We start from the raw sequence: 24560 nt of genomic DNA on the forward strand, positions 1-24560 counted from the left end.
GGGGGTTTCTTGATTTTAGTGACTGGTGGCGCGGGATTTATAGGCGGTAATTTTGTTTTGAATTGGTTAGCCGATCCAAACGCAGAAGGAATTGTTAATTTAGATAAATTAACTTATGCGGGCAACCTAGCAACATTAGATTCTCTAAAAAATAATGAACGCCATGAATTTATGCACGGCGATATCGGCGATAAAGAATTAGTCACTAAATTATTAAAAGAATATAAGCCGCGTGCAATTGTAAATTTCGCTGCAGAGAGTCACGTCGATCGATCCATTTGCGGACCGGCAGATTTTGTTGAAACCAATATTGTAGGCACTTTTAATTTATTGGAATGTGCTCGTGAGTACTGGAATAATCTTGAAGGAAACCCTAGAGAAGAGTTTCGATTTCATCATGTCTCGACTGATGAAGTCTATGGCTCCTTATCTTTAACGGATCCAGCATTTACGGAAAAAAATTCATATGAGCCAAATAGCCCTTACTCGGCATCGAAGGCGGCATCCGATCATTTGGTACGTGCTTGGTTTCATACGTATGGCTTACCAGTAGTCACTACCAACTGCTCCAATAACTATGGTCCTTATCATTTTCCAGAAAAATTAATTCCCTTGGTGATTTTGAATGCGCTACATAGCAAGCCATTACCCATTTATGGTGATGGCCAACAGATTCGCGATTGGCTCTATGTGGGCGACCATTGCTCAGCAATTCGTGAAGTGTTAGCCAAAGGTAAATTGGGTGAGACTTACAACATTGGCGGTTGGAATGAAAAGGCCAATATCGATGTGGTGAAAACTATTTGCACTATTTTGGATGGTCTTAAACCCCGTGTAGATGGGAAGTCATATGTTGAGCAAATCACTTACGTAAAAGATCGCCCGGGACACGATCGTCGCTATGCAATTGATGCTAGTAAGGTGGAGCGTGATTTAGGTTGGAGACCTGCAGAGACCTTTGATACCGGTATTCGAAAAACAGTCCAGTGGTATCTCGATAACCCTATTTGGGTCGATGGCGTAGTGAGCGGATCTTATCGTGACTGGCTGCAAAAGCAATACAACTAACCATAAATACTTAGAGTAAATAACTGCGTGAATATTTTAGTTTTCGGAAAAGATGGTCAGCTAGGTAAGGCGTTCAAAGCTTTATTTGATCAACTACCCCTCTCTGCAAATCTGCATGTAACTTACCTCGGTAGGGTAGAGTGCGATCTCAGTAAAGAAGAGGAAGTGCTTGCACATCTCAATAAAGTTGAGGCAGATCTGATCATTAATACCTCTGCTTACACGGCAGTTGATAAGGCTGAATCTGAAATCCATTTGGCTTACGCAGTAAATGCCACAGCTCCAGGGCTCATGGCGAAATATGCTGCAGCTCATGGCATTAGTTTTCTGCATTACTCATCGGATTATGTCTTTGATGGCTGTAAGGATGGTTTTTATGTTGAGGATGATGCTCGCAATCCATTAGGCATTTATGGCAAAAGTAAAGCTGCTGGTGAAGAGGCAATTGAGAAAGTATTTGCAAATTCTTCAAAAGGTCAATTTGCCATTTTTAGAACCAGCTGGGTTTATGGAGATGGTGGCAATTTCATACGCACGATCTTGCGTTTGGCAAAAGAGCGTGAAGAGTTAAAAGTGATTCATGATCAGCATGGGGTTCCTACCAGCGCGGAGTGGCTTGCAAAGGTAAGCCTAGATTTGGCGCTAGATTCAGAATGGAAGATAAAACAGTTCCCATCGAGTATTTATCACGCCGTACCATCAGGTGAGACTACTTGGCATGGTTTAGCCTCTTTTGTGATTCAGGCCGCTCTTGATGCTGGCATTGAACTAAAGGCTAAGCCAGCCGCTATTAAACCCATTCTGGCTGTTGAATACCCGCTCCCAGCTCCAAGGCCAATGAATTCCCGTATGGATAGCCACAAACTGCGATCTGCCCTGAAAAATCAGGCTTCTAAAGCCTCAAACTCTTATAATGATTCTCAAAATATGCCAAATTTCTCAGTCTGGGACGGCATGGTTCAAGAATACGTATCCAAGTTAGCCTTGAAGGGTTTGATTTAATACCTCAGGTTTGCTAGAGATGTGGAATAGGGGTTGTTAATGGCTGTAAATCGAAAAGGCATTATCTTGGCCGGCGGGTCTGGTACCCGTCTCTATCCAGTGACTCAGGCAGTTTCTAAGCAGTTGATGGCGGTCTATGACAAGCCAATGGTGTATTACCCATTAAGCACCTTAATGCTGGCTGGCATCCGCGACATTCTGTTAATTTCTACCCCACAAGATACTCCGCGATTTTCAGAGCTTTTGGGTGATGGTTCCCAGTGGGGTCTCAATATTGAGTATTGCGTGCAGCCTTCGCCAGATGGTTTAGCGCAAGCATTTACGCTAGGGAAAAACTTCGTTGGAAATAATCCCAGCGCCTTAGTACTTGGTGACAATATTTTCTATGGCCATGAATTAGTGGATCAACTTAATAGTGCAAACGATCGCACTTCTGGTGCATCGGTATTTGCGTATCATGTGAATGATCCAGAACGTTATGGCGTAGTAGAGTTCGATAAAGACTACAAGGCATTGTCAATTGAAGAGAAGCCTTTGAAACCCCGTAGTAACTATGCAGTAACGGGCTTATATTTTTATGACAACCAGGTTTGCGATATTGCCGCCTCCATTAAGCCTAGTGCTCGTGGCGAGCTCGAGATTACCGATGTCAATCGCGTCTATCTTGAAAAGAATGAGCTTAATGTAGAGATCATGGGCCGTGGATTTGCATGGCTTGACACTGGCACGCATGACTCATTGTTAGATGCCGCAGGTTTCATTGCCACCTTGCAAAAGCGCCAAGGCTTGATGGTAGCTTGCCCTGAAGAGATTGCTTATCGCCAAGGCTGGATTAGTGCCGAAGTAGTGCGGAAGGTTGCTACGCAGTTAAGTAAAAATAGTTACGGCCAGTATCTTGGAAAGATATTAAATGAATTGAATAATTCAGCTCAGCCCATTAGCTTGTCACATAAAAAAATTATTGGGTAAGTATGTTCTCTAAATTATTGATTACACCCACTGCTATCCATGATGTTTTTATTATTGAACCAAAAGTATTTGGTGATGAACGGGGATGGTTTGCGGAGTCATTTAATGCAGACGATTTTTCTAAAGCTACTGGTCTAGATGTTCAGTTTGTGCAAGACAACCATTCCTTTTCTAGTCAGTGGACTTTACGTGGCTTACATTATCAAGTAGAGAAGACTCAAGGAAAATTAGTTCGAGTCGTGGCTGGTAGCGTATTTGATGTAGCGGTAGATATTCGCAAAGATTCCCCAACTTACGGTAAATGGGTTGGCGTTGAATTAAGTGCTGTAAATCATAAGCAATTGTGGATTCCGCCGCAATTAGCACATGGTTTTTTGGTGCTGTCACCAACAGCTGAATTTCTTTACAAAACGACGGATTACTATCATCCACAGAGCGAAGCCTGCCTTGCTTGGAATGATGCAACCGTGGGAATCGAGTGGCCATTGCCTGCCGGTGTTCAGCCTAATATGAATGCTAAGGATGCGTCCGGTCTTTCATGGGACGCAGCACCCAAGTTCTAGTCGCCTTGGACAATTTCAAAAAGATAAGATAATCGTTATATGAGCGATTTATCTTCGACCTATTCAAAGGGTCTCCCGTCAAATCCCAAGATTTTGTTGGTAAAGCTCTCCTCATTGGGGGATGTGCTTCACAATTTACCGATTGTTTGGGATCTGCGTGCGCGTTTGCCTCATGCGCAAATTGATTGGGTGGTTGAAGAGGGTTATGTCCATTTACTTGAGCCCCTGCTTAGTCAAAAAGGTTTTAGCGGAATTGATCGAATTATTCCGTTTGGATTACGTCGCTGGAAAAAGAATCTATTTAAGCTCTCTACTTGGCAGGAGTTTTTTGCATTTAAGAAAGAGCTCCAAGAAACTTCTTATGACGTGATCATTGAGACTCAAGGCCTGCTTAAGTCAGCAATTGTTTGCTCTCTAGCAAATAAAACCCCTAATTCAGTAATTGCGGGCCTCGCCAACGCCACAGAATATTCTGGGTATGAGTCTATTGCCCGATCTTTTTATAACCAGTCTGTGCAAGTGCCAACGCAATGTCATGCAGTAGATCGTTCACGCTGGGTTATGTCTTCTGCTCTAGATTGGCTGCTGGTTGATCGCACTATTGCACCTCAGTTTTATCCAAAGACTTATGTTGATTTTCTGGGCGTCAATTCCGGTGCGGTTTTAAAAGAATTAAAGTCACCTTATGTTTTGTGTTTTCATTCGACTGCAAGAGAAGCTAAGCGTTGGCCCAATGAAAGCTGGATAGCTTTGGGTAAGGAGCTAGCTGCTCGTGGTTATGAAGTTGTTCTGCCTTGGGGCAGTTTGGCCGAGCAAGCGGTGAGTAATCAGATTGCAGCACATATTCCAAATGCTTTGGTGCCTCGGGCATTTTCAATTGAAGAGGCTTTTTCGGTGATCGCAGGTGCTGCACTGACAGTGGGTGTTGATACGGGCCTCACACATCTTGCAGCTGTTTTAGGTAAGCCTACAGTAGAAATTTATTGTGATTCACCAAGATGGAAGACCGAAGGGTATTGGTCTAACAATATTAGGAATGTGGGTGATATACAGGCGCCACCGCAGGTGGCAGAAGTCATTACGGCTTCTTTAAGTTTATTGACCTAGAGCCTAGCGTAATAAAGAGTTAATCGCTATTAAATCTTCATCTGTTAATGTGGCGGCACTGGCTTTTAATCTAATGGCACTCAGGATGGTGTTATAGCGTGCTTGCTGCAGCAATGAGCGAGTATTGATAACAGAATCCAATGCAATCAATACATCAATATTAATTAAGGTGCCCACTTGAAATCCCAGCTTGCTGGACTCTAATGCAGAGGTGGTAGAGCGCTCTGCTGCTTCATAAGCCTTAACGCTAGCTAAGCCACCATAAAAGCCTGTAAAGGCAGTCCGAGTGTTTTGAGCGGCCGCACGACGATAGTTGTCATAGTTGGCTTTGGCTGCATCTACCAAGGCAGCATTTTGACGAATGACAGAACTGTTATATCCACCTGAAACCAGTGGAATCGTCATTTGTAGGCCCAAGGTATTGTTGTACACATTGGTGCTCGATGGCGTGTAGTTGTTAGGCGTGCCATTCGAAGTGTTATATCCCGATGTGCCAACTAAGTTGATAGTTGGATAATTTAAAGCTTGGGCGCCGCGATAAGTACTTTCTGCAAGACTCACTGATAGCTGTCCTGCTAAGACATTAAAGTTTGCAGATTCTGCCTGGTTGATCCAATCATCAAGAGTTTGTCCAGGAGGAAGCGGTGGGTTTACGCTCTCAGCAATAGGGTAGCCTTTGGAATCTTTATTCTTGCTACGCGGATCTTTGAGAACACCTTCAATTTTGGCATCCTTCACTAGCGGCTTTAATGCTCCCACTGGGCGTCCAACAATTTGTTCTAGTGCACCGCGCTTCACAATCAGATCAGCCTGAGCGGTGATCTCTTGAGAGTTTGCTAGATCAAGGGCTGCTTGAGCAGTGTTCACATCTACAATCGTTGCTAAGCCAGCATCAAATTTTGCCTGTGCAGATTCAAGCTGTTGCTTAATCAAGTCCTTCTTACTTTTATAGAGTGCTACGTTATCTTGACTAGTCAGCGCATCAAAGTAAGCCTGTGATACCCGCAGGATTAAGTCTTGCTGCGCCAAGAAAAAACGCATATCTGCCAGCTTGGTATTGAGATCGCCTTGTTTGAAAAGTTCTAATGCGCCAACGTTAAAAACAGGTTGAGTGAGTGTGACGGTGTAACTTTTTTGATCAAAGACCCGCGAGTTACCAGAGTTATTTGAAACTACGGTGCTGCCCACTCCATGCTGATAGTAGCGGGTACCACCAGGGGTGGCATTAGCCTGCGGCATCAACAAGGAAAAGCCTTGCCAGTAGAGCTCTTTGCTTGCTTGGTAATTAAAGCGAGCAGCAGTTAATACTGGGTCGCTAAAAGCAGCTTCTTGATACAGCTGAATTAAATCGTTTAGTTGCCCCTTGGTGTCGGCACTTTTATTGCCGTTCAAATTAGAGGGCGCTGCAACTGCCGGTACCGCTAGTTTGCTTGGCGGCGGAATCATCTGTGGGGGCTGCTCAAGTCCAATCAGGGTAGATGCACTCATTGGAGTAGGTAAAGCGGGTCTTGCGGCAGCATTGGGGCTTTGCGCCAATGCCTGAGATGACCATGTGCCAAGACCGAGCGATTGACTAAGGATCAAACCAAAGGCGGTAAGTCGAGAAAGTCTAAAGCGGGCTGGGGTCATGTAATTCGGATACTTTTCAATGTGCCATGCAGTTTAAGGCTAATTTATTCAAAATGCTCATTTAGACGCTATTTTGCCAAATCCCCGAAATTGCATCCATATGCCTATAAAATTTGGCTCATGGACCTAATTTTGTTACTTAAAGCAGTCATTCTGGGGGTGGTCGAGGGATTAACGGAATTTTTGCCAATCTCTAGCACCGGGCATTTGATATTGGTTGGTGATTTACTCGACTTTAATGATGATCGAGGCAAGGCTTTTGAAGTCATTATTCAATTTGGTGCAATTTTGGCGGTTTGTTGGGAATTTCGCCAGAAGTTAATTCAGGTTACAACTTCTTTTGTCAGCAATGCAAATGCACGTCGTTTTGTATTGAATTTATTGGTCGCATCTATTCCGGCTATGGGGCTGGGTTTTTTATTCGGCAAACATATTAAGGCGGTTTTGTTTTCACCAATCCCAGTAGCAACTGCATTTATTGTGGGCGCCCTTATTATTTTTTGGGCAGAGTGTCGTCAGCAAAATCTGGCTGATATTTCTAGTCACATCAAAACAGTAGATGACCTCACTCCTTTGGATGCATTTAAAGTTGGTCTGGCCCAATGTGCCGCATTAATTCCAGGAACCTCCCGTTCGGGCGCAACGATTATTGGTGGCATGTTATTTGGTTTGCCGCGCGCAGTTGCCACTGAATTTTCTTTTTTCCTAGCGATACCAGTTATTGGCGGTGCTACTGCTTATGAGTTGCTCAAGCTATGGAAAGAGCCAGTGGCTTTCTCTGGCGAGTTTACTTTGGCTATTGTGGTTGGTTTCATTGCCGCATTCATCTCCGCATTTGTCTGTGTACGTTGGCTAATTCATTATGTAGCACATCATAATTTCATTCCATTTGCTTGGTATCGAATCGCGTTTGGCTTACTAGTTCTATTAACCTCGTATAGTGGTTTAATTGCATGGTCTCACTAACACCCTTAATCAAAATTTACGGAATTTAATATGGATGTTTCAATAGATGCAATCACGAACAATATTCAACTGGCTTTAGCCCCTGTTTTTTTATTAACCGCGGTTGCCACCCTACTCAATGCCATCTCAGGACGCTTAGCTAGATCTGTTGATCGTATGCGTGCCATTCGACATTCTATTGACCGAGGTGAGGTTAAGGATGCGTTGCTCATTCAGCACTTAAATAAAGAAGCAGACGAAGCTCAAACTCGCGGCCGTCTTTGCACTGCTTCTATCTTTTTCAACGTGCTTAGTGGCGTTTTTATTTCATTGACGGTTCTTGAGCTATTTTTCTTCCAGGCGGGCGCTGTACGTTCTTTGCAGACATCTTATGTTATTTGGACTTTTGTCTTAGGCCTCGTTTTCTTTATGATTTCTCTTTTAATCATATTGACTGAAGTTGTCTATGCATACCGATCAGCAGGTTGGATTACTCCAAAAAAGAACTAGAATCTGTTTGACTAAATATTAATTTCTACGCAAAGACTGACTATGAATAAAATCCTTATCACCGGCGGAGCTGGCTTTTTGGGATCTCACTTAACTGAGAAACTTCTCAAAGAAGGCAATGACGTCTTGGTAGTAGATAACTATTTCACGGGCTCTAAAGATAACTTAGCACATTTATTGCCTAACTCTCGTTTAGAGCTCATGCGTCACGATGTGACCTTCCCACTCTATGTAGAAACTAATCAAATCTATAACTTGGCTTGCCCGGCATCTCCAGTGCACTATCAATACGATCCAGTACAAACAACCAAAACAAGTGTGCATGGTGCCATCAACATGCTCGGCTTAGCTAAGCGCACGAGAGCCCGCATTCTTCAAGCGTCAACTAGCGAGGTATATGGCGACCCTGAAGTACATCCTCAGCCGGAATCATATTGGGGTAAGGTCAATCCCATTGGTGTTCGCTCTTGCTATGATGAAGGCAAACGTTGCGCTGAAACCCTCTTTTTTGACTATTACCGACAGCATAACTTAGATATTAAGATCGTACGGATCTTCAATACTTACGGTCCTCGTATGAATCCCAATGATGGCCGAGTAGTAAGCAACTTTATTGTTCAAGCCCTTAAGGGGGAGAGCATCACTATTTATGGTGACGGTCAGCAAACTAGAAGCTTTTGTTATGTAGATGACTTAATCGACGTCATGGTCAAAATGATGAACTCAGAAGCAGGCTTTACAGGACCAGTCAACATTGGTAACCCTGGAGAGTTCACTATGCTGCAATTGGCCGAAACGATTCTTAAACTCTCTGGTAGCAAATCGAAAATCATTTATCAGCCGCTCCCATCAGATGATCCGAGGCAGCGTCAACCCAATATCGAACTAGCTAAAGCCAATCTAGGCTGGCAGCCTAAGGTCAACCTAGAGGATGGTCTAAAAGAGACGATTACGTACTTTAAGAAAATTGTTGGTTAGTGGTGGTTGAAAGCAATACTTCTGGGAAGCGCTTTGATGAGCGTATTCGCTCCTTTGTTTTGAGGGCCGGGAGAATTACTGCTGGTCAACAGCGTGCCATGGAAGAATTAGGTCCTCAGTTTTTAGTTCCATATCAACCCTCCAATCTCAATCTAATAGAGGCGTTCCAGGGCTCAAACAAGCCAAAGATACTGGAGATAGGCTTTGGTATGGGCGAGACGACTGCCAAGATTGCTGCCTTAAGGTCGGATGATGACTTCTTGGCAATTGAGGTTCATCCTCCAGGTGTCGGCGCCTTACTAAAACTCATTGGCGAAAACCAGCTGAGTAATCTCAGACTCATTCGCCATGATGCTGTTGAGGTTTTGGAAAATATGATTGCTCCAGATTCTTTGGATGGCATTCATATTTACTTTGCCGACCCTTGGCATAAGAGGCGTCATCACAAGCGTCGTCTAATCCAGGCTGAGTTTGTGAAGTTGTTGGTCTCTAGATTGAAGCCCGGCGCATATTTGCATTTAGCAACTGATTGGCATAACTATGCCGAACAAATGCTCTTAGTCCTCAATGCAGAATCTACTTTACAAAACACTTCTGGCGAATTAGTGAGGGTAGAAACTTTTACCCCTGAAGATCTTGCTAAGCAAGATGAGGATTGTAATGAATTCAAGCCAACAATAGAGCAGTTAAATGCTCAGCATGCTGGATATGTGGAAAGACCTACTTATCGCCCGGTAACCAAGTTTGAAAACCGTGGCATCAAGCTAGGCCATGGTGTTTGGGACTTGGTTTATAAAAAGAAATAAAAAATAAAGAATCTAAGGCGCTAAGAAAAAATCAAGCGCTTTTTAGGTTCATAGGTTCATAGGCCTACGCAGACGTATTTCATTTCAAGGTATTCATCCATACCGTAGACGCTGCCTTCACGCCCGAGACCGGATTGCTTGATACCGCCAAAGGGTGCAACCTCATTTGAGATTAATCCCGTATTAACACCTACCATGCCGTATTCCAGCGCCTCGGCTACTTTCCAAACGCGGCCAATGTCACGGCTGTAAAAATAGGATGCCAGACCAAACTGACTACTGTTTGCGAGCTTGATGACTTCTTCGTCACTCTCAAATGGAATGATCGGCGCTATCGGACCAAATGTCTCCTCATAAGTAATGAGCATTTGACTGTTTACATTGGCGAGGATGGTTGGTTCATAAAAGTTCTTGCCTTCAATCGACTGTTTGCCGCCAGTCACTAGTGTTGCACCCTTGCTGAGAGCATCTGCAACATGTTTCTTTACTTTATCAAGGGCAGCAGTTTCAATCAGGGGGCCTTGGGTAACGCCGGCATCCATGCCGTTGCCAACTTTGATGATGGCAAGTGCTTTGGCAAACTTTTCAACAAACTGATCGTGTACTTTTTTATGGACATAAAAGCGGTTTGCGCATACACAGGTCTGGCCTGAGTTTCTAAACTTCGAAGCCATAGCGCCACTAACTGCAGCATCAATGTCAGCATCCTCAAAGACGATAAACGGTGCGTGTCCGCCTAACTCAAGAGCGAGCTTCTTAACAGTAGGGGCGCACTGTTCCATCAGAATTCGACCAACTTCTGTCGAGCCTGTGAAGGATAGGTGGCGCACTGTAGGTGAAGAGCACAGAGTTTTGCCAATAACAATGGATTGATTTGCATCGGCGGTCACAATATTAATGACCCCATCCGGAATACCAGCACGCCTGGCAAGTTCGGCAAGAGCCAATGCGGATAGCGGGGTCAATTCAGCAGGTTTAATCACAATCGTGCAGCCAGCAGCTAATGCAGGCGCAATCTTGCGCGTAATCATGGCAATCGGAAAGTTCCATGGAGTAATAGCTACGCAGACACCAATTGGTTGCTTCAAAACCATCAGGCGCTTATCGCTCCAAGTGGTTCCTAAAATTGAACCCTCAACCCGTTTAGCTTCTTCAGCAAACCACTCTACAAAAGAGGCTCCATAAATTACTTCACCAGCAGCTTCAGTCAAAGGTTTGCCTTGCTCAAGCGTCATCAGCTTTGCAAGATCTTGTGTATTTTCGATAATGAGATCAAACCACTTGCGCATGATCGAGGCGCGTTCTTTAGCAAGTTTGCTGCGCCATGCTTGCAGAGCTTTTTCTGCTGCAGCGATAGCTTGTTCGGCATCATGAGTTTCTAAATTAGCAACATTAGCAATGATTTCATCAGTTGCTGGGTTGCTTACCGCAAAAGTCTTTTTAGATGCAATCCATTTGCCATCGATAAAAGCGTTCTCTCTAAAAAGAGTGGAATCTTTGAGTTGGCTGCGAATATCTACTTTTTGCATGATCTATTGCCCTGTTCTTGCTCTGTAATCGATACAGATCATTTTATCCCTCTATAAATAAAAAAGCCTCCAAGCGGTTTAGGCTTGAAGGCAGGTATTGTGGGCTGCTAATTGGAGGTTTTAGCCTGCCTGAGTTTCCGTGGTTCGCAGTTTCTGGGCCAGTAGGTCTAATACGCCGTTCACATACTTATGGCCATCTGTGCCACCAAAGGTTTTGGCAAGCTCAACAGCTTCATTGATTGCCACTTTGTAGGGCACTGAGAGGTCTACGGCTAGTTCATAAGCGCCGATGAGGAGCGCTGCATGCTCTACAGGAGAAAGCTCATTAATCGGGCGATCTAGGGCCGGGGTGATGATGGCCTCTAATTCATCGGTGCGAGCCAATACACCATCAAAGATGCCCTGAAAGAGGTCAAGTTGGCAGCGACGGAATGCAGGGTCCTCGGCAAGTTGTTTGGCAATCGCGGCGCCATTCGGAATGCTGCCGGCACGACGCATCACAAGGCTTTGATAAACACCCTGAAGGGCGTACTCACGAGCGCGACGACGTGGTGTGAGTGAGCGCTTAGGTGCTGGCTTTAATTCTTTACCGGCTTGCGGATTGGGTGGGTTCTGGCTAGATGTAGACATGCGAATTATTCTTCTTCACTCGAGTTGATTTCGATATCGATATCAGGGGTCAATGCCAAGGCTAAGTTCGCCATTTCTACTACTGCTTGAGCGCATTCCGCACCTTTAACCTGAACACGCGCAAGCGCTTGTTCATCGGTGTCGCAAGTGAGCACACCATTAGCGATTGGCAAGCCAGAGTCAATAGAGATGCGCGTAATTCCAGCGGCAGATTCATTAGAGACTAGCTCAAAGTGATAAGTCTCGCCGCGGATCACTGCACCAAGGGCAACCAAACCATCAAACTCGCCGGTCTCAACTAGCTTTTGCAGTGCAAAGGGAATCTCAAGTGCTCCAGGTACGGTCACGAGCTTGATATCAGATTGACTAACGCCAAGTGAAATAAGCTCATTAATGCAAGAGTTCGTTAGCGCAACGCAATGATCTTCATTAAAGCGCGCTTGTACAACGCCAATGCGTAAATCCTGACCATTGAGATCTACTTCTAATACGCCTACAAAGTCATTGGTGCTAGTCATATCAATTTTCTAAAGTTATTTAATACTATGATGATTGTCAGATTTGTTAGGAAGTGTAGGGCTTATAGCCTGTCACTTCGAGCTTATAACCAGAGAGGCTTGGAACAGGGCTTGGATTGGCTAGTAAACGCATTTTGCCAACGCCGATATCTTTCAATATTTGGGCGCCAATGCCGTAGCTTCTGAAATCGGTTTTTCTCGCTAAAGGTTTTTTGGGTTCTTCTTGTGATTGATTCAGTTTCTGGAACTGTGCCAACCAATCTTGATCATTTGGAGCAGCGATGCCAGAGGCATTGAGAAGCACTGCAACACCAGAAGATGAAGAAGCAATCTCCTCCAAAGCCTTTGCTAGCGGCCAAGAATGGGTACTGACGTTAGAGTCTAGGAAATCCAAGACGGTAACTGGCTCATGCACGCGCACCAAGGTTTCTTGAGCTTCAGAAGGTTTGCCATGCACCAATGCAATATGAATGCCTGAGCTTGGAGTATCGCGATAAATAATGCCTTGGAATTTTCCCCAAGGTGTGATGAATTCTCTGCTACCTTCGCGCACCACAATGCTCTCATGTTGACTGCGGTACTGAATGAGATCTGCAATGCTACCAATTTTTAATTGATGCTCTTTTGCAAATTCAAGGAGATCTGGAAGGCGCGCCATGCTGCCATCGTCTTTCATGATTTCACAAATCACAGAAGTAGGTGAGCATCCTGCCATTGCTGCTAAGTCACAGCCCGCTTCAGTATGACCGGAGCGAATGAGTACACCACCAGGTTGCGCCATCAATGGGAAGATATGACCAGGCTGAACTAAATCACGAGGCTTGGCATTTGGCGCTACAGCAGTTTTAATAGTGAGCGCACGGTCGGCTGCTGAGATTCCAGTGGTAACCCCAGTTGCTGCCTCAATAGATACCGTGAAATTGGTTCCCATCGATGTGCCGTTATCACGCACCATCAGTGGAAGATTCAATTGTTGGCAGCGCTCACGCGTCAAAGTTAAGCAAATCAAGCCGCGTCCATGTTTTGCCATGAAATTCACGGCCTCTGCAGTGACATGATCGGCAGCAAGGACTAGATCGCCTTCGTTCTCGCGATCTTCTTCATCGACGAGGATCACCATTTTGCCGGCACGGAGCTCGGCAATGATTTCTTCGGTGGAGGCAAGGGTATTTGGCATAGCCCTCTATTTTAAGCGCAGGACCTACTTGTTGTTCAGTCCTACCGCAATATCCCATCTTTCTGACGGCAAGAGCCTTGGACAGGAGTTTCAGCCAAAGCACCTACCTTTGAAAATGGTCAATGCACCCTAAAAAGCAATTCAACTCAGGATTCGGCCCTCGAAATTGCCAGGGATTCATCTTGCTGGAGGTTTTGGTGGCAATGAGCATCATTTTGGGGGTTTGGATGGCATCGGTGGGGGTTTATCAGCGCCTCGCTTTAAACCTAGTCCAACAAGAGGCCAAAAGATCGCAATTGCGAAAGGAGTCGGTTGTCCATGAAACACAAGAACAAGTTAGAGCTAATTCCTATTTATCTGGCAAAAATTTAATCAATGAGCTTGCTCGAATGCCTAGTCGGAATCGCCCTATGCGCACTACTACTCAACCCATTGCTAAAAACCAGCGCTGATTTAGTTATCAAGCAAATTGAGTTTGAAAAAAAACAATCATTAATCTCAGAAGCAGATCGCGCCTTCGAGCTGATTGGTCGCGCTATTCGCATGGCTGGCTACCGCAATATTCAAAATACACAAATAAGAAGTCAAACTTCAGGACAAAAAACAAATGCAATTCTATTTCTTGAGATAAATAAAAAATCAGGATTTCGAGGATCTGATGCTTTGACTATCCGTCATGAATTATCGGATGGGGTGGATTTTGATTGCATTGGTAATGTGTTGACCAAAGATCGAACCAAGAATCATCTAGCTATGCAAGGGTTCTTGGTGGATCGTCAAGCAGGAGTTCCAAAGGGTCAAAAAGTAAATGGCGGCTCCCTGATATGTCAGTCGCTGGATCGTCAAGGGCGGATTCAAAATACCACCCTGATGAATGGTGTGAATGGACTCTTTATTGAGGAGCTCAATGCCGCTCAGACCGAATCTATGAAGGGCCAAAGGCTTTTTAAGATCAAGCTACAAATGACTGACGGGGCTAAGCTCAATGTGGATCTGGAGCGAACTTTTGCAACCAGGAATCTGTTGTGATCTTAGCTTGGGTAATTTCACTACTCTTGCTTTGCTCCTCTCTGGTGGCTTATTTAGAGAGGTTGAACGCATTGCGCATCGTGGAAGTGAAAACAATGCAAGTTTCACAGAGAAATTTTATTTCCGCTGAAAGTGCAGTATTAGAGTGTGAGAAAAATTTAACAGCTCTTGCTGATCTCAATGAGAATAGATGTTTTATTCAGTCAGCCGGTAAAAACCATTGGCTAATCTCAAGTAAAGAAAAGCCAGCAATTCAGATAGGTGTTGTCATTGATGAGAAGACTGGTGTTGCAACTCGTATGAATTGGCGACAAGTATTTGAATAAAGAAAATTCACATTTAGGATTTAGTCTTTTGGAGTTGATGGCTGTGGTCTTAATTATTGCAATTGCTGCTGTGGCAACGATGCCTTTATTGCAAGAGCAAATAGCAGCCAGAGAAATCGATACTATCGCCAGAAGGTTTATTGCTGATGCACATTTTGCTCGTCAGCAAGCGCTTTATTTGGGTCAGCCCGTTCACCTGGTGCCAAGCTCAGGAGATCGATGGGAAGCGGGGTGGGTTGTCAAAAGTGGCTGTATCGGAAAGTATGTGCAGCCCGGATGTATTAATAAGCCCTGGTTTGCTCAGGCAAGCATTGAGCCTATTTACTTTAAGGGAGGCGGCAAGCAGTTCATTGACCCCCATTCTGGCAAGAAGGGCATTTTGTTTAATGCGGCTGGCGCTGCTAAAACGGCTCAAGGCGGCTTTGTGGCCAATCGATTGATACTCGGCCACAGTCGGGATCCTGACTTGGAGCGGCAAATGATTCTGGGTAGCGGCGGTCGCTGGCGCATCTGCGATCCCACGAGAGATGCAAAGCGCTGCCATTGAATGGTTTAATAGACCCCATGTATAGCGCAGTTGACCACCAGTTCATGAGCGAGGCAATGGCCCAAGCTCAAAAAGCACTTTATTTATCCAACCCCAATCCCAGGGTAGGTTGCGTGATTGTTAAAGATGGGCAAGTGATTGGAAAAGGTTTTACACAAAAGGTGGGTGGTGCTCATGCCGAAGTACAAGCCCTGGCTAATGCTAAAGCGCTTGGAAATGATCCCATTGGATCAACTATCTATGTAACCCTAGAGCCATGCAATCACACTGGTCGTACGCCGCCCTGTGTAGATGCCCTAATCGTAGCTAAACCAGCCACTGTATTTATAGCCATGTCAGATCCCAATCCGCTGGTTTCCGGCAAAGGCATCGAGCGTTTAAAGGCGGCGGGGATTAATGTTCAGTGTGGGCTTATGGAGTTAGAGGCCCACGCTTTAAATCTAGGATTTATTTCACGTATGACTCGAGGTTTGCCTTGGGTGCGAATGAAGATTGCCGCAAGTCTCGATGGTAAGACAGCTTTACCGGATGGTCGTAGTCAGTGGATCACTGGATCGCTGGCAAGAGCCGATGGCCATCATTGGCGTGCACAAGCATGTGCCATTGTGACTGGTGTAGGTACTGTTAAAGAGGATGACCCTAGCCTGAATGTACGAGATGTACAAACTGAGCGACAGCCTTGGCGCATCATCGTTGATTCCAAATTAGAGACACCGCTTACTGCAAAGATCTTGGGTGGGGATCAATCTGACGTCATTATTGTTTGCGCCAGTCTAGATGGCTCTGAGATGCAAGAAAAAGCCAAAGTATTTACTGAGCGCGGCATTGAAGTTATTGCCATGGCGAACCCCTTTGGTAAGGTAGATCTGCCAAAACTTTTCTCGTATTTGGCCAAAGAGCGTGAAATGAATGAGATCCATATTGAGGCTGGCTTTAAGCTCAATGGTTCTTTGCTTAGAGAAAACTGTGTAGACGAGTTGTTACTCTACTACGCACCATTCTTCATGGGTGAGGGCATTGGCATGGCCAATGTTTCACCCCTGAATTCCTTAAATGATAAAGATCAGTGGCAAGTCATTGATCACAGTCTCTTTGGCTCCGATCTTCGACTACGTTTAATTAAGAACTAAAATTACATCTATGTTTACTGGAATCATTACTGCAGTTGGTCAAATTAAAAGCGCTCAAGCAAAAGGCGATGGCTTGCATTTAGTTGTTGAAGTTCCAGCAGGCTATCTGGATGATGTTGCCTTAGGTGACAGTATTGCGATTCAGGGCGCTTGCATGACTGCCACCCAGCTAACAAATAATTCCTTTGCCCTGGATATCTCCCGTGAGTCCCTCAATAAAACCGTTGGTCTGGATAAAGTCGGCCCAGTTAATCTTGAAAAAGCCATGCGCTTAAATGATCGCCTGGGCGGGCATTTAGTGAGCGGGCACGTAGACGACGTTGGTAAAGTAGCACACTTTGCACAAGTGGCTAACGATGAGTATGGTTCTTGGTTATTACGTATTGAGGCGCCGAAAGAATTGGCGCAATACTTGGCTTACAAAGGCTCTATCGTCATCAATGGTGTATCACTCACCGTTAATCAGACTGAAGATACACCTACTGCTTGCATCATCGATATCAATATCATTCCTCATACTTTGCAGAACACTACGCTAGGTAACTTGAAGCAAGGTGATGCTGTGAATCTGGAGGTGGATCTTATTGCGCGTTATGTGGCGAGAATGCTCAACAAAAGTAGCTGATGTGAGCTTATGAACAAAATAGTTTCCATTAAAGACGAGATTGAATATCAAGCTGCGCTGATTGAAGCATCAGTTTTCATTGATAATGAGCCCAGTCTTGGTAGTCAAGAGGCAATTAGATTTGAGTCCCTACTGAATTCAATAGAAGCTTACGAAGCTAAACATTATGCGATTGATCTGCCTGATCCAAGCCAATCAGTCAAATAAAAAAGATCTTATTTCTTTTTCTGATAGCGAGTAGGATCACTCACATTAGCTTGTTTAAAGCCCGCCTGCCTTAATCTGCAAGACTCACATTCACCACAGGCTTCACCCAAATCATTTGCTTGATAGCAAGAGACTGTTTGGGAGTAATCCACTCCTAGGGTGCTGCCTAGTTGAATAATCTCTGCTTTGGTAAGGCTGATGATGGGTGCATGCACCCGAAAGCGATTCGCATCGTTGATAGCTTCTACGCCGGCCTTGGTGGCTAGGTTGGCCATATGCTCAAAAGAGGCTACATACTCAGGCCTGCAATCTGGGTAACCTGAGTAATCCACTGCATTGGCGCCATAGAAAACATCGAGACCCCCTAATGACTCTGCCCAACCCAATGCAAGTGATAGCAAGATCGTATTGCGTGCTGGTACATAAGTGACAGGGATTTCTTGATCTTTACCTGGGGTAATAGGGACGGCAATGGAAGAATCAGTTAAAGCGGATCCCCCAAAACGGGTGAGATCTAAATTCACTACTTCATGACGAGCAACACCAATTTGTTTGGCAATATGTTTGGCTGCAGCTAATTCAGAGGAGTGACGTTGACCATAGCCAACTGATAATGCATAAGGCGTGTAACTAAGATCTTTAGCAAGTGCTAGAACGGTAGTGGAGTCTAAGCCACCAGAGAACAAGATGACCGCTGGAGCACCTGCCTTACGGGGCGCCAGCGATTCAAATGCAGCGGACAAATTAGACATGGCTGATGAATTACTTGGTGCCAGCAATGAGTTGCTGTGCATCTTTAGCTGCTTCAGTATCTGGATACTTGGCAATAATCTCGCTAAAGGTTTTCTTGGCGGCAGCTTTATTGCTACTCTCTAATTGAGAGTTTCCTAATGTGACCATTGCCGCAGGAACGCGTGGATGATTCGGGAATCTCTTAATCAGGCTTTGTAGTTGATTAATTGCGCCGGAGTAATCTTTATTTGCATATTTACTATTTCCGCTCCAGTACAAGGCAAGCGGTAAGTAAGGGCTCTTGGGGTATTTGATGGCAAATGCTGAAAATCCTTCGTCAGCCTTTTTGAGATTACCAGCTTGAAATGACTTTAAGGCATCGTCGTACGCTTTCTTTTCACCGGGCTGTACGGTGCCGCTCACGCCTTCGATAGTGACAGTGCGTGGCTCAAAATTACCTAAGCGAGTATCAAGATCTTGGTAGTAAGTCTTCTGACTATTATTAATGTCTTCACCTTGCTTTTCAAGCTCTTCCACTTTGCCACGCAGCTCTGCATTCTCACTTTTGAGTTTGTCGATTTGACCCTGTAACTCAAGCTGGGTGGTTGCTAGAGACTTGCGTAGGTCCAAAATAGCCTTGCGCGCTTCATCATCCGAGAAAAGAGCCCAAGCGCTATTAGATGCGCCTAAACAGATCAGTGCAGCACTTAAACAAAACGCTCGTGAGAGCGTTTGTTTTGCAGAGTGAGAAAGCGTCATCATTAGTTTGTGATGTAAACAATGTCAGCGCGGCGATTTTCTGCCCAAGCTGCCTCATTGTCACCTTCGGCTTTTGGTTTTTCTTTACCAAAACTAACAGCTTCCATTTGGTCGTCAGAAACACCCATCAAATTTAACGATTTGCGCACAGCGTCAGAGCGACGTTGGCCAAGTGCCAAGTTGTATTCAGCGGTACCGCGTTCATCGGTATTGCCTTGAATAATGACTCTCTGCTTAGGATTGGCTTTTAAGTAGCTTGCATGAGCAGATAGCATTTTTTGATATTTAGTTTGAACGGTATATTCGTCAAAGCCAAAGTACACACTCTTCTCAAAGAGCGGGCTGCTAGGATCATTCCATGGCTGTGAGCCAAACTTGCCGCTACCGCTGCCACTGCCATTAGCGCCATCTGTGTCATCTAGCTTGACGCTGGAGCATGCCGCCATGAGAAGTGCTGTTGCGCCGATCAGGGCAAATGTCGCTGCGCGACGTGCGATAGAAATCTTCATGAATTTTCCTTTTACCTACGAACTGAATCTATAAATGAATCAATAGTCAATATTATGCCCCTAAGAGCATCAAAAGTGACTATTTCAACCCCTAAAAAGGGGTATAGGCGAGCGTAAGGGTGCTCTTGGCTTAATCCATGAATGGACCCCAGGACGGCTGACGAACATCAGATCCTGGAATGCTGAGTACCTGCTTAGAATTGCCATCCACTGAAACGGCGGCAAGAACGCGTTTGCCACCCACTTTGGTGGAATAGAGAACATAGCGACCATTGGCAGCAAAGGAAGGAGATTCATCGCTAGTGCCGTCGGTGAGTGCTTGAGCATCACCGGTAGCTAAGTTCAGAATGTAGAGGCGATAAGCTCCACCAATATTGGCGATGTAAGCTAAGTATTTGCCATCTGGAGAGATGCGAGGGGATGTTACAAAACCTTGTTTGAAGGTAATGCGCTTGACACCTTCAGATTGTTCACCATCAGCACTCATCCGATAGATCTGTGGATTGCCACCGCGATCGCTAGTGAAGTAGATATAGCGACCATCAGCAGAATATTGTGGCTCAGTATCAATCGTATTGCCACGAGTTAGACGATGTAAACCAGTTCCATCTGCATTAATGCCATAGATCTGAGTATTGCCATCTTTAGATAATGAGATAGCGAGTTTCTTGCCATCGGGTGACCACGCTGGTGCACTGTTATTTCCCTTTTGATTTGAAAGAGAAATACGACGACCAGTCGCGAGCTCATGAACATAAATGACTGGCTTGCGATCTTCAAAAGATACGTAAGCAACTTTCTTACCATCAGGTGACCATGATGGAGAAATAATCGGCTCGCCACTGTTCATAGCATTGCGAATATTTTGTCCATCCGCATCTGAGATGACTAGGCGATAGCGCTTACCATCCTTGATGACATAGGAGAGGCGGGTAGAGAACACGCCACGCTCACCTAGTAATTTAAAGATGATGTCATCCGCAATCTTATGGGCTACGGCGCGTAAATTATCTGTGCTGGAGTTGAGATTTAAGCCGCCAAGGCTTTGAGATTTACGAACATCAAATAGCTTGTAGCGAATGTCAAATTGATTATTGCCAGTTTGTACAACCGAACCCACTACCAAAGCATCGGCGCCACGTGCAGCCCAAGACTTGTAGTTTGGTGTGCCTTCATCGCTTTCAACGGCATTACCATTCTCAGTATTTTTAAAGTAACCACTATGAGCTAAGTCTTGACGAATGATTTCAGTAACGCTGGTGAGTAATTTGTTTTCATCTTTAAAACGCATGACTGCGATTGGATAGAGTGATTGACCTACACCAGTGATTTCAATATTCATCTGCGCCAGCGCAGGTGTTGTCAAGCTAATGCATAGTGCAAATATGACTAAGCCAAAAGAATTCAGTTTTGATGCTTGTTTCTGTATCTGTCTTTTCGCTATGTGCAGCATGCATTAATCCTTGGGTTTGAAAGTCAGTTTTACTTCGCGTTGAGGAATTTTGCCATTGTCGTCTTTTGGCAGACTCTCTGCACGTGAAAGGGCTAGTAATACCGCACGATCCCAGCCGGCATTACCGCTAGAAGACTGAATGCTGGTGCTCAAAATAGCCCCATCTGGAGCAAGGCTTACCAAAACGACTGCTGCAGGGTTACCGCTCACGGATTCTGGATTAAAGACAATGAGGGGCCTAACCTTCTTAATGACTTTGTCGGTCCAGCCTGGAGGTGCATTGCCTCCACCTCCAACACCGCTACCGACTGTGCCGCCACTACCCCCTTCGGCACCGGCTGCAGCACGTAAGCGCGCTAATTGATCGGCGCGGACTTTTTCTGCTGCGGCATTGGCTTTGGTTTCTGCTGGCGATACTGCTTTTGGAGCTTCCACCTTTTTCGGTGGCTCTTCTTTCTTTGGCTTTTCTTTTTCTTTTACCTTCTCCTTAGGTGGAGGAGGTTTTACTGTTTTAGGAGTTTCCTTCACTACCTCTTTTTTAGGCGGCTCTTTCTCAACCTTCTTTTTCTTGACTGCGATGTCGGCAGCTTCTTCTTTAACTTCTGTTTTAAGTTCTGGCTCAGGGGGTGCCTCAACCTGTGGAGCGGAATCCCAAAGTTCAACTTCAACGCCAGAAGAAGTAGAGTTATTCCAACTAATACCAATCATCAAAAAAGCAAGCAAACCCAAATGCGCAATCAGTGAAAAAGTAAAGGCGCGTTTAGTGCTTTCGGATTTGGTATATCGACCTCGCTTAAATGGCGAGAGCGATGGCTGAAAAGAAGATGCGCTATTCATGAGTAGCTATGAAGGCAAGAGCCTTACTGGGTCTTGACCGCAAGGCCAACGCGCTTAACGCCATTCTCTTTGAGCTTGGACATAACTTCCATTACTGTTTCGTATTTAATCGATTTATCAGCAGCAATGACGATAGGTTGATCGGCAGATTTTTCTACTTGTGATCTTGCAAAAGCACCAAGCTCAAATTTATTCAGCGTTTGTGTTGGGTCGCCATCTTTGCGCACGATGACATTTTCGTTTGCATCGATAGTTAAGAAAACGGGCGGCAAAGATTGCACTTTAGCGCCACCAACGGTTGGTAAGTTAACAACGCCTGGGTTAACCATTGGAGCTGTGACCATGAAGATCACGAGCAATACCAACATCACGTCAATATAGGGAACAACGTTGATGTCAGACATCGCCCGACGTTTGTTTTTGCGTAATGAAGATCCGGCCATAATTTTTTCGCTTATCGATTTACTTATTAGCTCAATCAGCGTCCAGCAGTTTGACGCTGCAAGATATTGGTGAACTCTTCAATAAAAGTTTCGAAACGAATGGAGAGGCGATCGACATCAGTGGCCGATCGGTTGTAAGCAACCACTGCCGGAATCGCTGCAAACAAACCAATCGCTGTTGCAATCAACGCCTCCGCAATGCCAGGGGCTACAGCTGAAAGAGTGGCGTTTTGTACGTTGGCCAAGCCGCGAAAGGAATGCATGATGCCCCAGACGGTGCCAAAGAGGCCGATATAAGGGGAGACTGAGCCTACGGATGCTAAGAACGGTAGATTGGCTTCCAGGAGGTCCATTTCGCGCTGGTAGGTGGCTTTCATGGCACGGCGGGCAGCATCAATCTCACGACCCTTGTTGAACTCCTGCATCCCGGCCTCAAAAATATGCTCCAGCACGGCATCGCTGCGGGTATTGCGCTGGGCGGCCTCCAGAAGGGTATTGAGGTCTCCACCAGCCCAAAAGTCACGCTCAAAGCGCTCGGTATCCTGGCGGACCCCTCGTAAAACGGCGGTTTTCTTGAAAATAATGGTCCAGGAGGCCACAGACATGCTGAGTAATAACAACATTACCAACTGCACTAATAGGCTGGCATTGAGGACTAGGGAGAGAAATGAGAGGTCTTGTGTAGAGGTCATGGTGGATTTTGTATGATGTAGGTAGATTTTACTAAGTTAATTAACGCAACAATCCAACTTCATCAGGATTATCACCATGTTTGACCATCAAAACACCTTAGCCAAAACCGATCCGCAATTATGGGCAGCTATTCAGAGCGAAAACAAGCGTCAGGAAGACCATATTGAGCTCATTGCTTCTGAGAACTACACCTCACCAGCGGTAATGGAAGCTCAAGGCTCCCAGTTAACCAATAAGTACGCCGAAGGTTATCCGGGCAAACGTTACTACGGCGGTTGTGAATTTGTAGACATTGCTGAGCAACTGGCGATTGATCGTGTAAAAGCGCTTTATGGCGCTGAAGCCGCAAACGTGCAACCGCATTGCGGCGCATCCGCCAATCAAGCGGTGTTCTTGGCCTTCTTAAAGCCAGGTGATACCTTTATGGGTATGAGCTTGGCCGAGGGTGGTCACTTAACTCATGGCATGGCTCTGAACATGAGTGGTAAATGGTTCAACCCTATTTCTTATGGCCTCGATAAAAATGAAGCAATCGACTATGAGCAAATGGAGCGTTTGGCACGTGAGCACAAACCTAAATTGATTATTGCTGGCGCATCTGCCTATTCTCTCGTCATTGATTGGGAGCGTATTGGTAAGTTAGCAAAAGAAGTGGGCGCGATTTTTATGGTGGACATGGCGCATTACTCTGGTTTGATTGCTGCTGGTGTTTATCCAAGCCCAGTGCCACATGCAGACATTGTTACTTCTACAACTCATAAGAGTTTGCGTGGTCCCCGTGGCGGCATCATCTTGATGAAGGCTGAGCACGAGAAGGCGATTAACTCCGCAGTCTTCCCAGGCTTGCAGGGCGGCCCTCTGATGCATGTAATTGCTGGTAAAGCCGCAGCATTTAAAGAGGCACAGGAGCCTAGATTTATTGATTATCAAAAGCAAGTGATTGCGAATGCAAAAGCACTTGCAGAAACTTTAATTGCTCGTGGATTGCGTATTGTTTCTGGCGGTACAGATTCTCACGTGATGTTAGTTGATTTGCGTGCCAAGAAAATGACCGGCAAAGAAGCTGAGCGTGTATTAGGCGAAGCGCATATCACTTGTAATAAGAATGGCATTCCAAATGATCCAGAAAAACCAATGGTGACGAGCGGTATTCGTTTGGGTTCACCAGCGATGACTACACGTGGATTTAAAGAAGCAGAAGCAAGACAAGTTGGAAACTTTATTGCTGACGTTTTGGATAATCCAAATGATGCAGACAACATTGCTAAGGTGCGTGCTCAAGTTTCTGAGCTCACTAAGCGTTTCCCGGTTTACGGTTAAGCACTTATTAAGAACTTAGTAACCCAGCTAAGAAAAGAAGAGCTCATTGCGCTGCCCCTTTTGCCATAATGAAGATACCCAGGTTCTCGATACCCGGGTATCAGACGAGGGCGATGCTATTCGCCGCCGCCGCCGTTGCGCCAAATGCGATAAGCGCTTTACAACTTATGAGCGCGTTGAATTAGTACTGCCAGCCATTGTTAAAAAGAACGGTAGCCGGGTTGAGTACAGTCACGATAAGCTAGCTAGTTCAATCAAGCTAGCGCTGCGTAAGCGCCCAGTATCTTCAGACTCCGTTGATGAATCTATTGCGCGTATTGAAGAGAAGCTTCTTAGTCTTGGTGAAAAAGAAATCCCGAGCGAGCGTGTAGGTGAGCTGGTGATGCGTGAGCTCAAACGTCTGGACAAAGTAGCCTACATCCGCTTTGCTTCGGTCTATAGAAGCTTTGCGGATATTGAATCTTTTGAGAGCGCTCTCAAAGAGCTGAAGTAATCAACGAACTTTTCTGTCGCTAAATT

30 protein-coding genes are annotated in these 24560 nt (G+C 45.3%); 18 read left to right on the plus strand and 12 right to left on the minus strand.

The window, feature by feature from the left end:
• Window positions 1-9 precede the first annotated feature (9 nt).
• Genes rfbB through waaC form a run of 5 tightly spaced genes read left to right on the plus strand, consistent with a single transcriptional unit; the run spans window position 10 to window position 4709 of the window.
• A complete protein-coding gene (gene rfbB, locus ICV90_RS01400) occupies window positions 10-1068 on the plus strand; it encodes a dTDP-glucose 4,6-dehydratase (RefSeq protein ID WP_215359056.1) in 1059 nt (352 codons plus the stop codon).
• Window positions 1069-1095: 27 nt separating this feature from the next.
• A complete protein-coding gene (rfbD, locus tag ICV90_RS01405; RefSeq protein ID WP_215359058.1) occupies window positions 1096-2070 on the plus strand; it encodes a dTDP-4-dehydrorhamnose reductase in 975 nt (324 codons plus the stop codon).
• Window positions 2071-2109: 39 nt separating this feature from the next.
• Complete coding sequence (rfbA, locus tag ICV90_RS01410) at window positions 2110-3039, plus strand: glucose-1-phosphate thymidylyltransferase RfbA (RefSeq protein WP_215359060.1); 930 nt, start codon at window positions 2110-2112, stop codon at window positions 3037-3039.
• 2 nt (window positions 3040-3041) lie between these two features.
• Window positions 3042-3602 (plus strand): dTDP-4-dehydrorhamnose 3,5-epimerase, encoded by a 561-nt coding sequence (rfbC, locus tag ICV90_RS01415; RefSeq protein WP_215359062.1) that lies wholly within the window; start codon window positions 3042-3044, stop codon window positions 3600-3602.
• A gap of 39 nt (window positions 3603-3641) precedes the next feature.
• A complete protein-coding gene (gene waaC / locus ICV90_RS01420) occupies window positions 3642-4709 on the plus strand; it encodes a lipopolysaccharide heptosyltransferase I (RefSeq protein ID WP_215359064.1) in 1068 nt (355 codons plus the stop codon).
• Window positions 4710-4712: 3 nt separating this feature from the next.
• Here waaC and ICV90_RS01425 read toward each other — a convergent pair whose 3' ends face one another.
• The gene (locus ICV90_RS01425; RefSeq protein ID WP_215359066.1) at window positions 4713-6338 is read right to left on the minus strand and encodes a TolC family protein; all 1626 of its coding nucleotides are present in this window, start codon (window positions 6336-6338) and stop codon (window positions 4713-4715) included.
• Between the two features lie 120 nt (window positions 6339-6458).
• On the opposite strand from ICV90_RS01425, the gene ICV90_RS01430 reads away from it, so the two are divergent.
• The 4 genes from ICV90_RS01430 to trmB all read left to right on the plus strand — a co-directional run bounded on the left by ICV90_RS01430 (window position 6459) and on the right by trmB (window position 9577).
• A complete protein-coding gene (locus ICV90_RS01430) occupies window positions 6459-7304 on the plus strand; it encodes an undecaprenyl-diphosphate phosphatase (protein WP_215359068.1) in 846 nt (281 codons plus the stop codon).
• Between the two features lie 30 nt (window positions 7305-7334).
• Window positions 7335-7793, plus strand: a complete 459-nt coding sequence (locus tag ICV90_RS01435; protein ID WP_215359070.1) for a DUF2721 domain-containing protein — start codon at window positions 7335-7337, stop codon at window positions 7791-7793.
• Between the two features lie 42 nt (window positions 7794-7835).
• Window positions 7836-8771 (plus strand): UDP-glucuronic acid decarboxylase family protein, encoded by a 936-nt coding sequence (locus ICV90_RS01440; protein ID WP_215359072.1) that lies wholly within the window; start codon window positions 7836-7838, stop codon window positions 8769-8771.
• A 98-nt stretch (window positions 8772-8869) separates the two neighbouring features.
• On the plus strand, window positions 8870-9577 hold the full coding sequence (trmB, locus tag ICV90_RS01445; protein ID WP_371743881.1) for a tRNA (guanosine(46)-N7)-methyltransferase TrmB: 708 nt from the start codon (window positions 8870-8872) through the stop codon (window positions 9575-9577).
• 56 nt (window positions 9578-9633) lie between these two features.
• Here the strand turns inward: trmB and ICV90_RS01450 are convergent, their stop codons facing one another.
• From ICV90_RS01450 to ribBA, 4 genes are all read right to left on the minus strand, one after another.
• Window positions 9634-11106 (minus strand): NAD-dependent succinate-semialdehyde dehydrogenase, encoded by a 1473-nt coding sequence (locus tag ICV90_RS01450; protein WP_215359076.1) that lies wholly within the window; start codon window positions 11104-11106, stop codon window positions 9634-9636.
• Window positions 11107-11226: 120 nt separating this feature from the next.
• Window positions 11227-11736 (minus strand): transcription antitermination factor NusB, encoded by a 510-nt coding sequence (gene nusB / locus ICV90_RS01455; protein ID WP_215359078.1) that lies wholly within the window; start codon window positions 11734-11736, stop codon window positions 11227-11229.
• Window positions 11737-11741: 5 nt separating this feature from the next.
• Window positions 11742-12254, minus strand: coding sequence for a 6,7-dimethyl-8-ribityllumazine synthase (ribH, locus tag ICV90_RS01460; protein WP_215359080.1), 513 nt, complete (start codon window positions 12252-12254; stop codon window positions 11742-11744).
• Window positions 12255-12300: 46 nt separating this feature from the next.
• Window positions 12301-13431 carry a bifunctional 3,4-dihydroxy-2-butanone-4-phosphate synthase/GTP cyclohydrolase II gene (ribBA, locus tag ICV90_RS01465; RefSeq protein WP_215359082.1) on the minus strand — a complete coding sequence of 377 codons (1131 nt, stop codon included), beginning with the start codon at window positions 13429-13431 and terminating at the stop codon, window positions 12301-12303.
• A gap of 122 nt (window positions 13432-13553) precedes the next feature.
• Here ribBA and ICV90_RS10355 point away from each other — a divergent pair, with 122 nt between their 5' ends.
• From ICV90_RS10355 to ICV90_RS01500, 7 genes are read left to right on the plus strand one after another with little or no spacing between them, the layout of a single operon-like run.
• A complete protein-coding gene (locus ICV90_RS10355; protein ID WP_215359084.1) occupies window positions 13554-13883 on the plus strand; it encodes a prepilin-type N-terminal cleavage/methylation domain-containing protein in 330 nt (109 codons plus the stop codon).
• A complete protein-coding gene (locus ICV90_RS01475) occupies window positions 13807-14460 on the plus strand; it encodes a hypothetical protein (RefSeq protein WP_215359086.1) in 654 nt (217 codons plus the stop codon). Before ICV90_RS10355 ends, ICV90_RS01475 begins: the two co-directional genes overlap by 77 nt.
• A complete protein-coding gene (locus tag ICV90_RS01480) occupies window positions 14457-14786 on the plus strand; it encodes a hypothetical protein (RefSeq protein WP_215359088.1) in 330 nt (109 codons plus the stop codon). Before ICV90_RS01475 ends, ICV90_RS01480 begins: the two co-directional genes overlap by 4 nt.
• Complete coding sequence (locus ICV90_RS01485) at window positions 14779-15333, plus strand: Tfp pilus assembly protein FimT/FimU (protein ID WP_251367760.1); 555 nt, start codon at window positions 14779-14781, stop codon at window positions 15331-15333. Before ICV90_RS01480 ends, ICV90_RS01485 begins: the two co-directional genes overlap by 8 nt.
• Window positions 15334-15350: 17 nt before the next feature.
• Window positions 15351-16463: a bifunctional diaminohydroxyphosphoribosylaminopyrimidine deaminase/5-amino-6-(5-phosphoribosylamino)uracil reductase RibD gene (gene ribD, locus ICV90_RS01490; protein ID WP_215359090.1), complete on the plus strand. Its 1113-nt coding sequence runs from the start codon at window positions 15351-15353 to the stop codon at window positions 16461-16463.
• Between the two features lie 10 nt (window positions 16464-16473).
• On the plus strand, window positions 16474-17088 hold the full coding sequence (locus ICV90_RS01495) for a riboflavin synthase (protein WP_215359092.1): 615 nt from the start codon (window positions 16474-16476) through the stop codon (window positions 17086-17088).
• A gap of 9 nt (window positions 17089-17097) precedes the next feature.
• A complete protein-coding gene (locus ICV90_RS01500; RefSeq protein WP_215359094.1) occupies window positions 17098-17295 on the plus strand; it encodes a hypothetical protein in 198 nt (65 codons plus the stop codon).
• A gap of 8 nt (window positions 17296-17303) precedes the next feature.
• On the opposite strand, the gene queC is transcribed toward ICV90_RS01500, so the two are convergent.
• The 7 genes from queC to tolQ all read right to left on the minus strand — a co-directional run bounded on the left by queC (window position 17304) and on the right by tolQ (window position 22720).
• Window positions 17304-18047, minus strand: a complete 744-nt coding sequence (queC, locus tag ICV90_RS01505) for a 7-cyano-7-deazaguanine synthase QueC (protein ID WP_215360296.1) — start codon at window positions 18045-18047, stop codon at window positions 17304-17306.
• Window positions 18048-18057: 10 nt separating this feature from the next.
• Window positions 18058-18789, minus strand: a complete 732-nt coding sequence (gene ybgF, locus ICV90_RS01510; RefSeq protein WP_215359096.1) for a tol-pal system protein YbgF — start codon at window positions 18787-18789, stop codon at window positions 18058-18060.
• On the minus strand, window positions 18789-19295 hold the full coding sequence (gene pal / locus ICV90_RS01515; RefSeq protein WP_215359098.1) for a peptidoglycan-associated lipoprotein Pal: 507 nt from the start codon (window positions 19293-19295) through the stop codon (window positions 18789-18791). Before pal ends, ybgF begins: the two co-directional genes overlap by 1 nt.
• A 130-nt stretch (window positions 19296-19425) precedes the next feature.
• Window positions 19426-20748, minus strand: coding sequence for a Tol-Pal system beta propeller repeat protein TolB (tolB, locus tag ICV90_RS01520; RefSeq protein ID WP_215359100.1), 1323 nt, complete (start codon window positions 20746-20748; stop codon window positions 19426-19428).
• 3 nt (window positions 20749-20751) lie between these two features.
• The gene (locus tag ICV90_RS01525) at window positions 20752-21585 is read right to left on the minus strand and encodes an energy transducer TonB (protein ID WP_215359102.1); all 834 of its coding nucleotides are present in this window, start codon (window positions 21583-21585) and stop codon (window positions 20752-20754) included.
• A gap of 23 nt (window positions 21586-21608) precedes the next feature.
• Window positions 21609-22028, minus strand: a complete 420-nt coding sequence (gene tolR / locus ICV90_RS01530) for a protein TolR (RefSeq protein ID WP_215359104.1) — start codon at window positions 22026-22028, stop codon at window positions 21609-21611.
• A 35-nt stretch (window positions 22029-22063) separates the two neighbouring features.
• A complete protein-coding gene (gene tolQ, locus ICV90_RS01535; RefSeq protein WP_215359106.1) occupies window positions 22064-22720 on the minus strand; it encodes a protein TolQ in 657 nt (218 codons plus the stop codon).
• 76 nt (window positions 22721-22796) lie between these two features.
• Between tolQ and glyA the strand changes: the two genes are divergently transcribed.
• On the plus strand, window positions 22797-24041 hold the full coding sequence (glyA, locus tag ICV90_RS01540) for a serine hydroxymethyltransferase (protein ID WP_215359107.1): 1245 nt from the start codon (window positions 22797-22799) through the stop codon (window positions 24039-24041).
• A 46-nt stretch (window positions 24042-24087) separates the two neighbouring features.
• Window positions 24088-24534, plus strand: a complete 447-nt coding sequence (nrdR, locus tag ICV90_RS01545; RefSeq protein WP_215359109.1) for a transcriptional regulator NrdR — start codon at window positions 24088-24090, stop codon at window positions 24532-24534.
• Window positions 24535-24560: the final 26 nt, after the last annotated feature.

The sequence above is a fragment of the Polynucleobacter sp. JS-JIR-II-b4 genome (assembly GCF_018687815.1).
GTDB lineage: Bacteria > Pseudomonadota > Gammaproteobacteria > Burkholderiales > Burkholderiaceae > Polynucleobacter.

Coding starts and splice junctions, on each gene's coding strand:
- rfbA (WP_215359060.1), top strand. CDS start 2,110: ATGGCTGTAAATCGAAAAGGCATTATCTTGGCCGGCGGGTCTGGTACC.
- rfbC (WP_215359062.1), top strand. CDS start 3,042: ATGTTCTCTAAATTATTGATTACACCCACTGCTATCCATGATGTTTTT.
- waaC (WP_215359064.1), top strand. CDS start 3,642: ATGAGCGATTTATCTTCGACCTATTCAAAGGGTCTCCCGTCAAATCCC.
- ICV90_RS01425 (WP_215359066.1), bottom strand. CDS start 6,338: ATGACCCCAGCCCGCTTTAGACTTTCTCGACTTACCGCCTTTGGTTTG.
- ICV90_RS01430 (WP_215359068.1), top strand. CDS start 6,459: ATGGACCTAATTTTGTTACTTAAAGCAGTCATTCTGGGGGTGGTCGAG.
- ICV90_RS01435 (WP_215359070.1), top strand. CDS start 7,335: ATGGATGTTTCAATAGATGCAATCACGAACAATATTCAACTGGCTTTA.
- ICV90_RS01440 (WP_215359072.1), top strand. CDS start 7,836: ATGAATAAAATCCTTATCACCGGCGGAGCTGGCTTTTTGGGATCTCAC.
- trmB (WP_371743881.1), top strand. CDS start 8,870: ATGGAAGAATTAGGTCCTCAGTTTTTAGTTCCATATCAACCCTCCAAT.
- ICV90_RS01450 (WP_215359076.1), bottom strand. CDS start 11,106: ATGCAAAAAGTAGATATTCGCAGCCAACTCAAAGATTCCACTCTTTTT.
- nusB (WP_215359078.1), bottom strand. CDS start 11,736: ATGTCTACATCTAGCCAGAACCCACCCAATCCGCAAGCCGGTAAAGAA.
- ribH (WP_215359080.1), bottom strand. CDS start 12,254: ATGACTAGCACCAATGACTTTGTAGGCGTATTAGAAGTAGATCTCAAT.
- ribBA (WP_215359082.1), bottom strand. CDS start 13,431: ATGCCAAATACCCTTGCCTCCACCGAAGAAATCATTGCCGAGCTCCGT.
- ICV90_RS10355 (WP_215359084.1), top strand. CDS start 13,554: ATGCACCCTAAAAAGCAATTCAACTCAGGATTCGGCCCTCGAAATTGC.
- ICV90_RS01475 (WP_215359086.1), top strand. CDS start 13,807: ATGAGCTTGCTCGAATGCCTAGTCGGAATCGCCCTATGCGCACTACTA.
- ribD (WP_215359090.1), top strand. CDS start 15,351: ATGTATAGCGCAGTTGACCACCAGTTCATGAGCGAGGCAATGGCCCAA.
- ICV90_RS01495 (WP_215359092.1), top strand. CDS start 16,474: ATGTTTACTGGAATCATTACTGCAGTTGGTCAAATTAAAAGCGCTCAA.
- ICV90_RS01500 (WP_215359094.1), top strand. CDS start 17,098: ATGAACAAAATAGTTTCCATTAAAGACGAGATTGAATATCAAGCTGCG.
- queC (WP_215360296.1), bottom strand. CDS start 18,047: ATGTCTAATTTGTCCGCTGCATTTGAATCGCTGGCGCCCCGTAAGGCA.
- ybgF (WP_215359096.1), bottom strand. CDS start 18,789: ATGATGACGCTTTCTCACTCTGCAAAACAAACGCTCTCACGAGCGTTT.
- pal (WP_215359098.1), bottom strand. CDS start 19,295: ATGAAGATTTCTATCGCACGTCGCGCAGCGACATTTGCCCTGATCGGC.
- tolB (WP_215359100.1), bottom strand. CDS start 20,748: ATGCTGCACATAGCGAAAAGACAGATACAGAAACAAGCATCAAAACTG.
- ICV90_RS01525 (WP_215359102.1), bottom strand. CDS start 21,585: ATGAATAGCGCATCTTCTTTTCAGCCATCGCTCTCGCCATTTAAGCGA.
- tolR (WP_215359104.1), bottom strand. CDS start 22,028: ATGGCCGGATCTTCATTACGCAAAAACAAACGTCGGGCGATGTCTGAC.
- tolQ (WP_215359106.1), bottom strand. CDS start 22,720: ATGACCTCTACACAAGACCTCTCATTTCTCTCCCTAGTCCTCAATGCC.
- glyA (WP_215359107.1), top strand. CDS start 22,797: ATGTTTGACCATCAAAACACCTTAGCCAAAACCGATCCGCAATTATGG.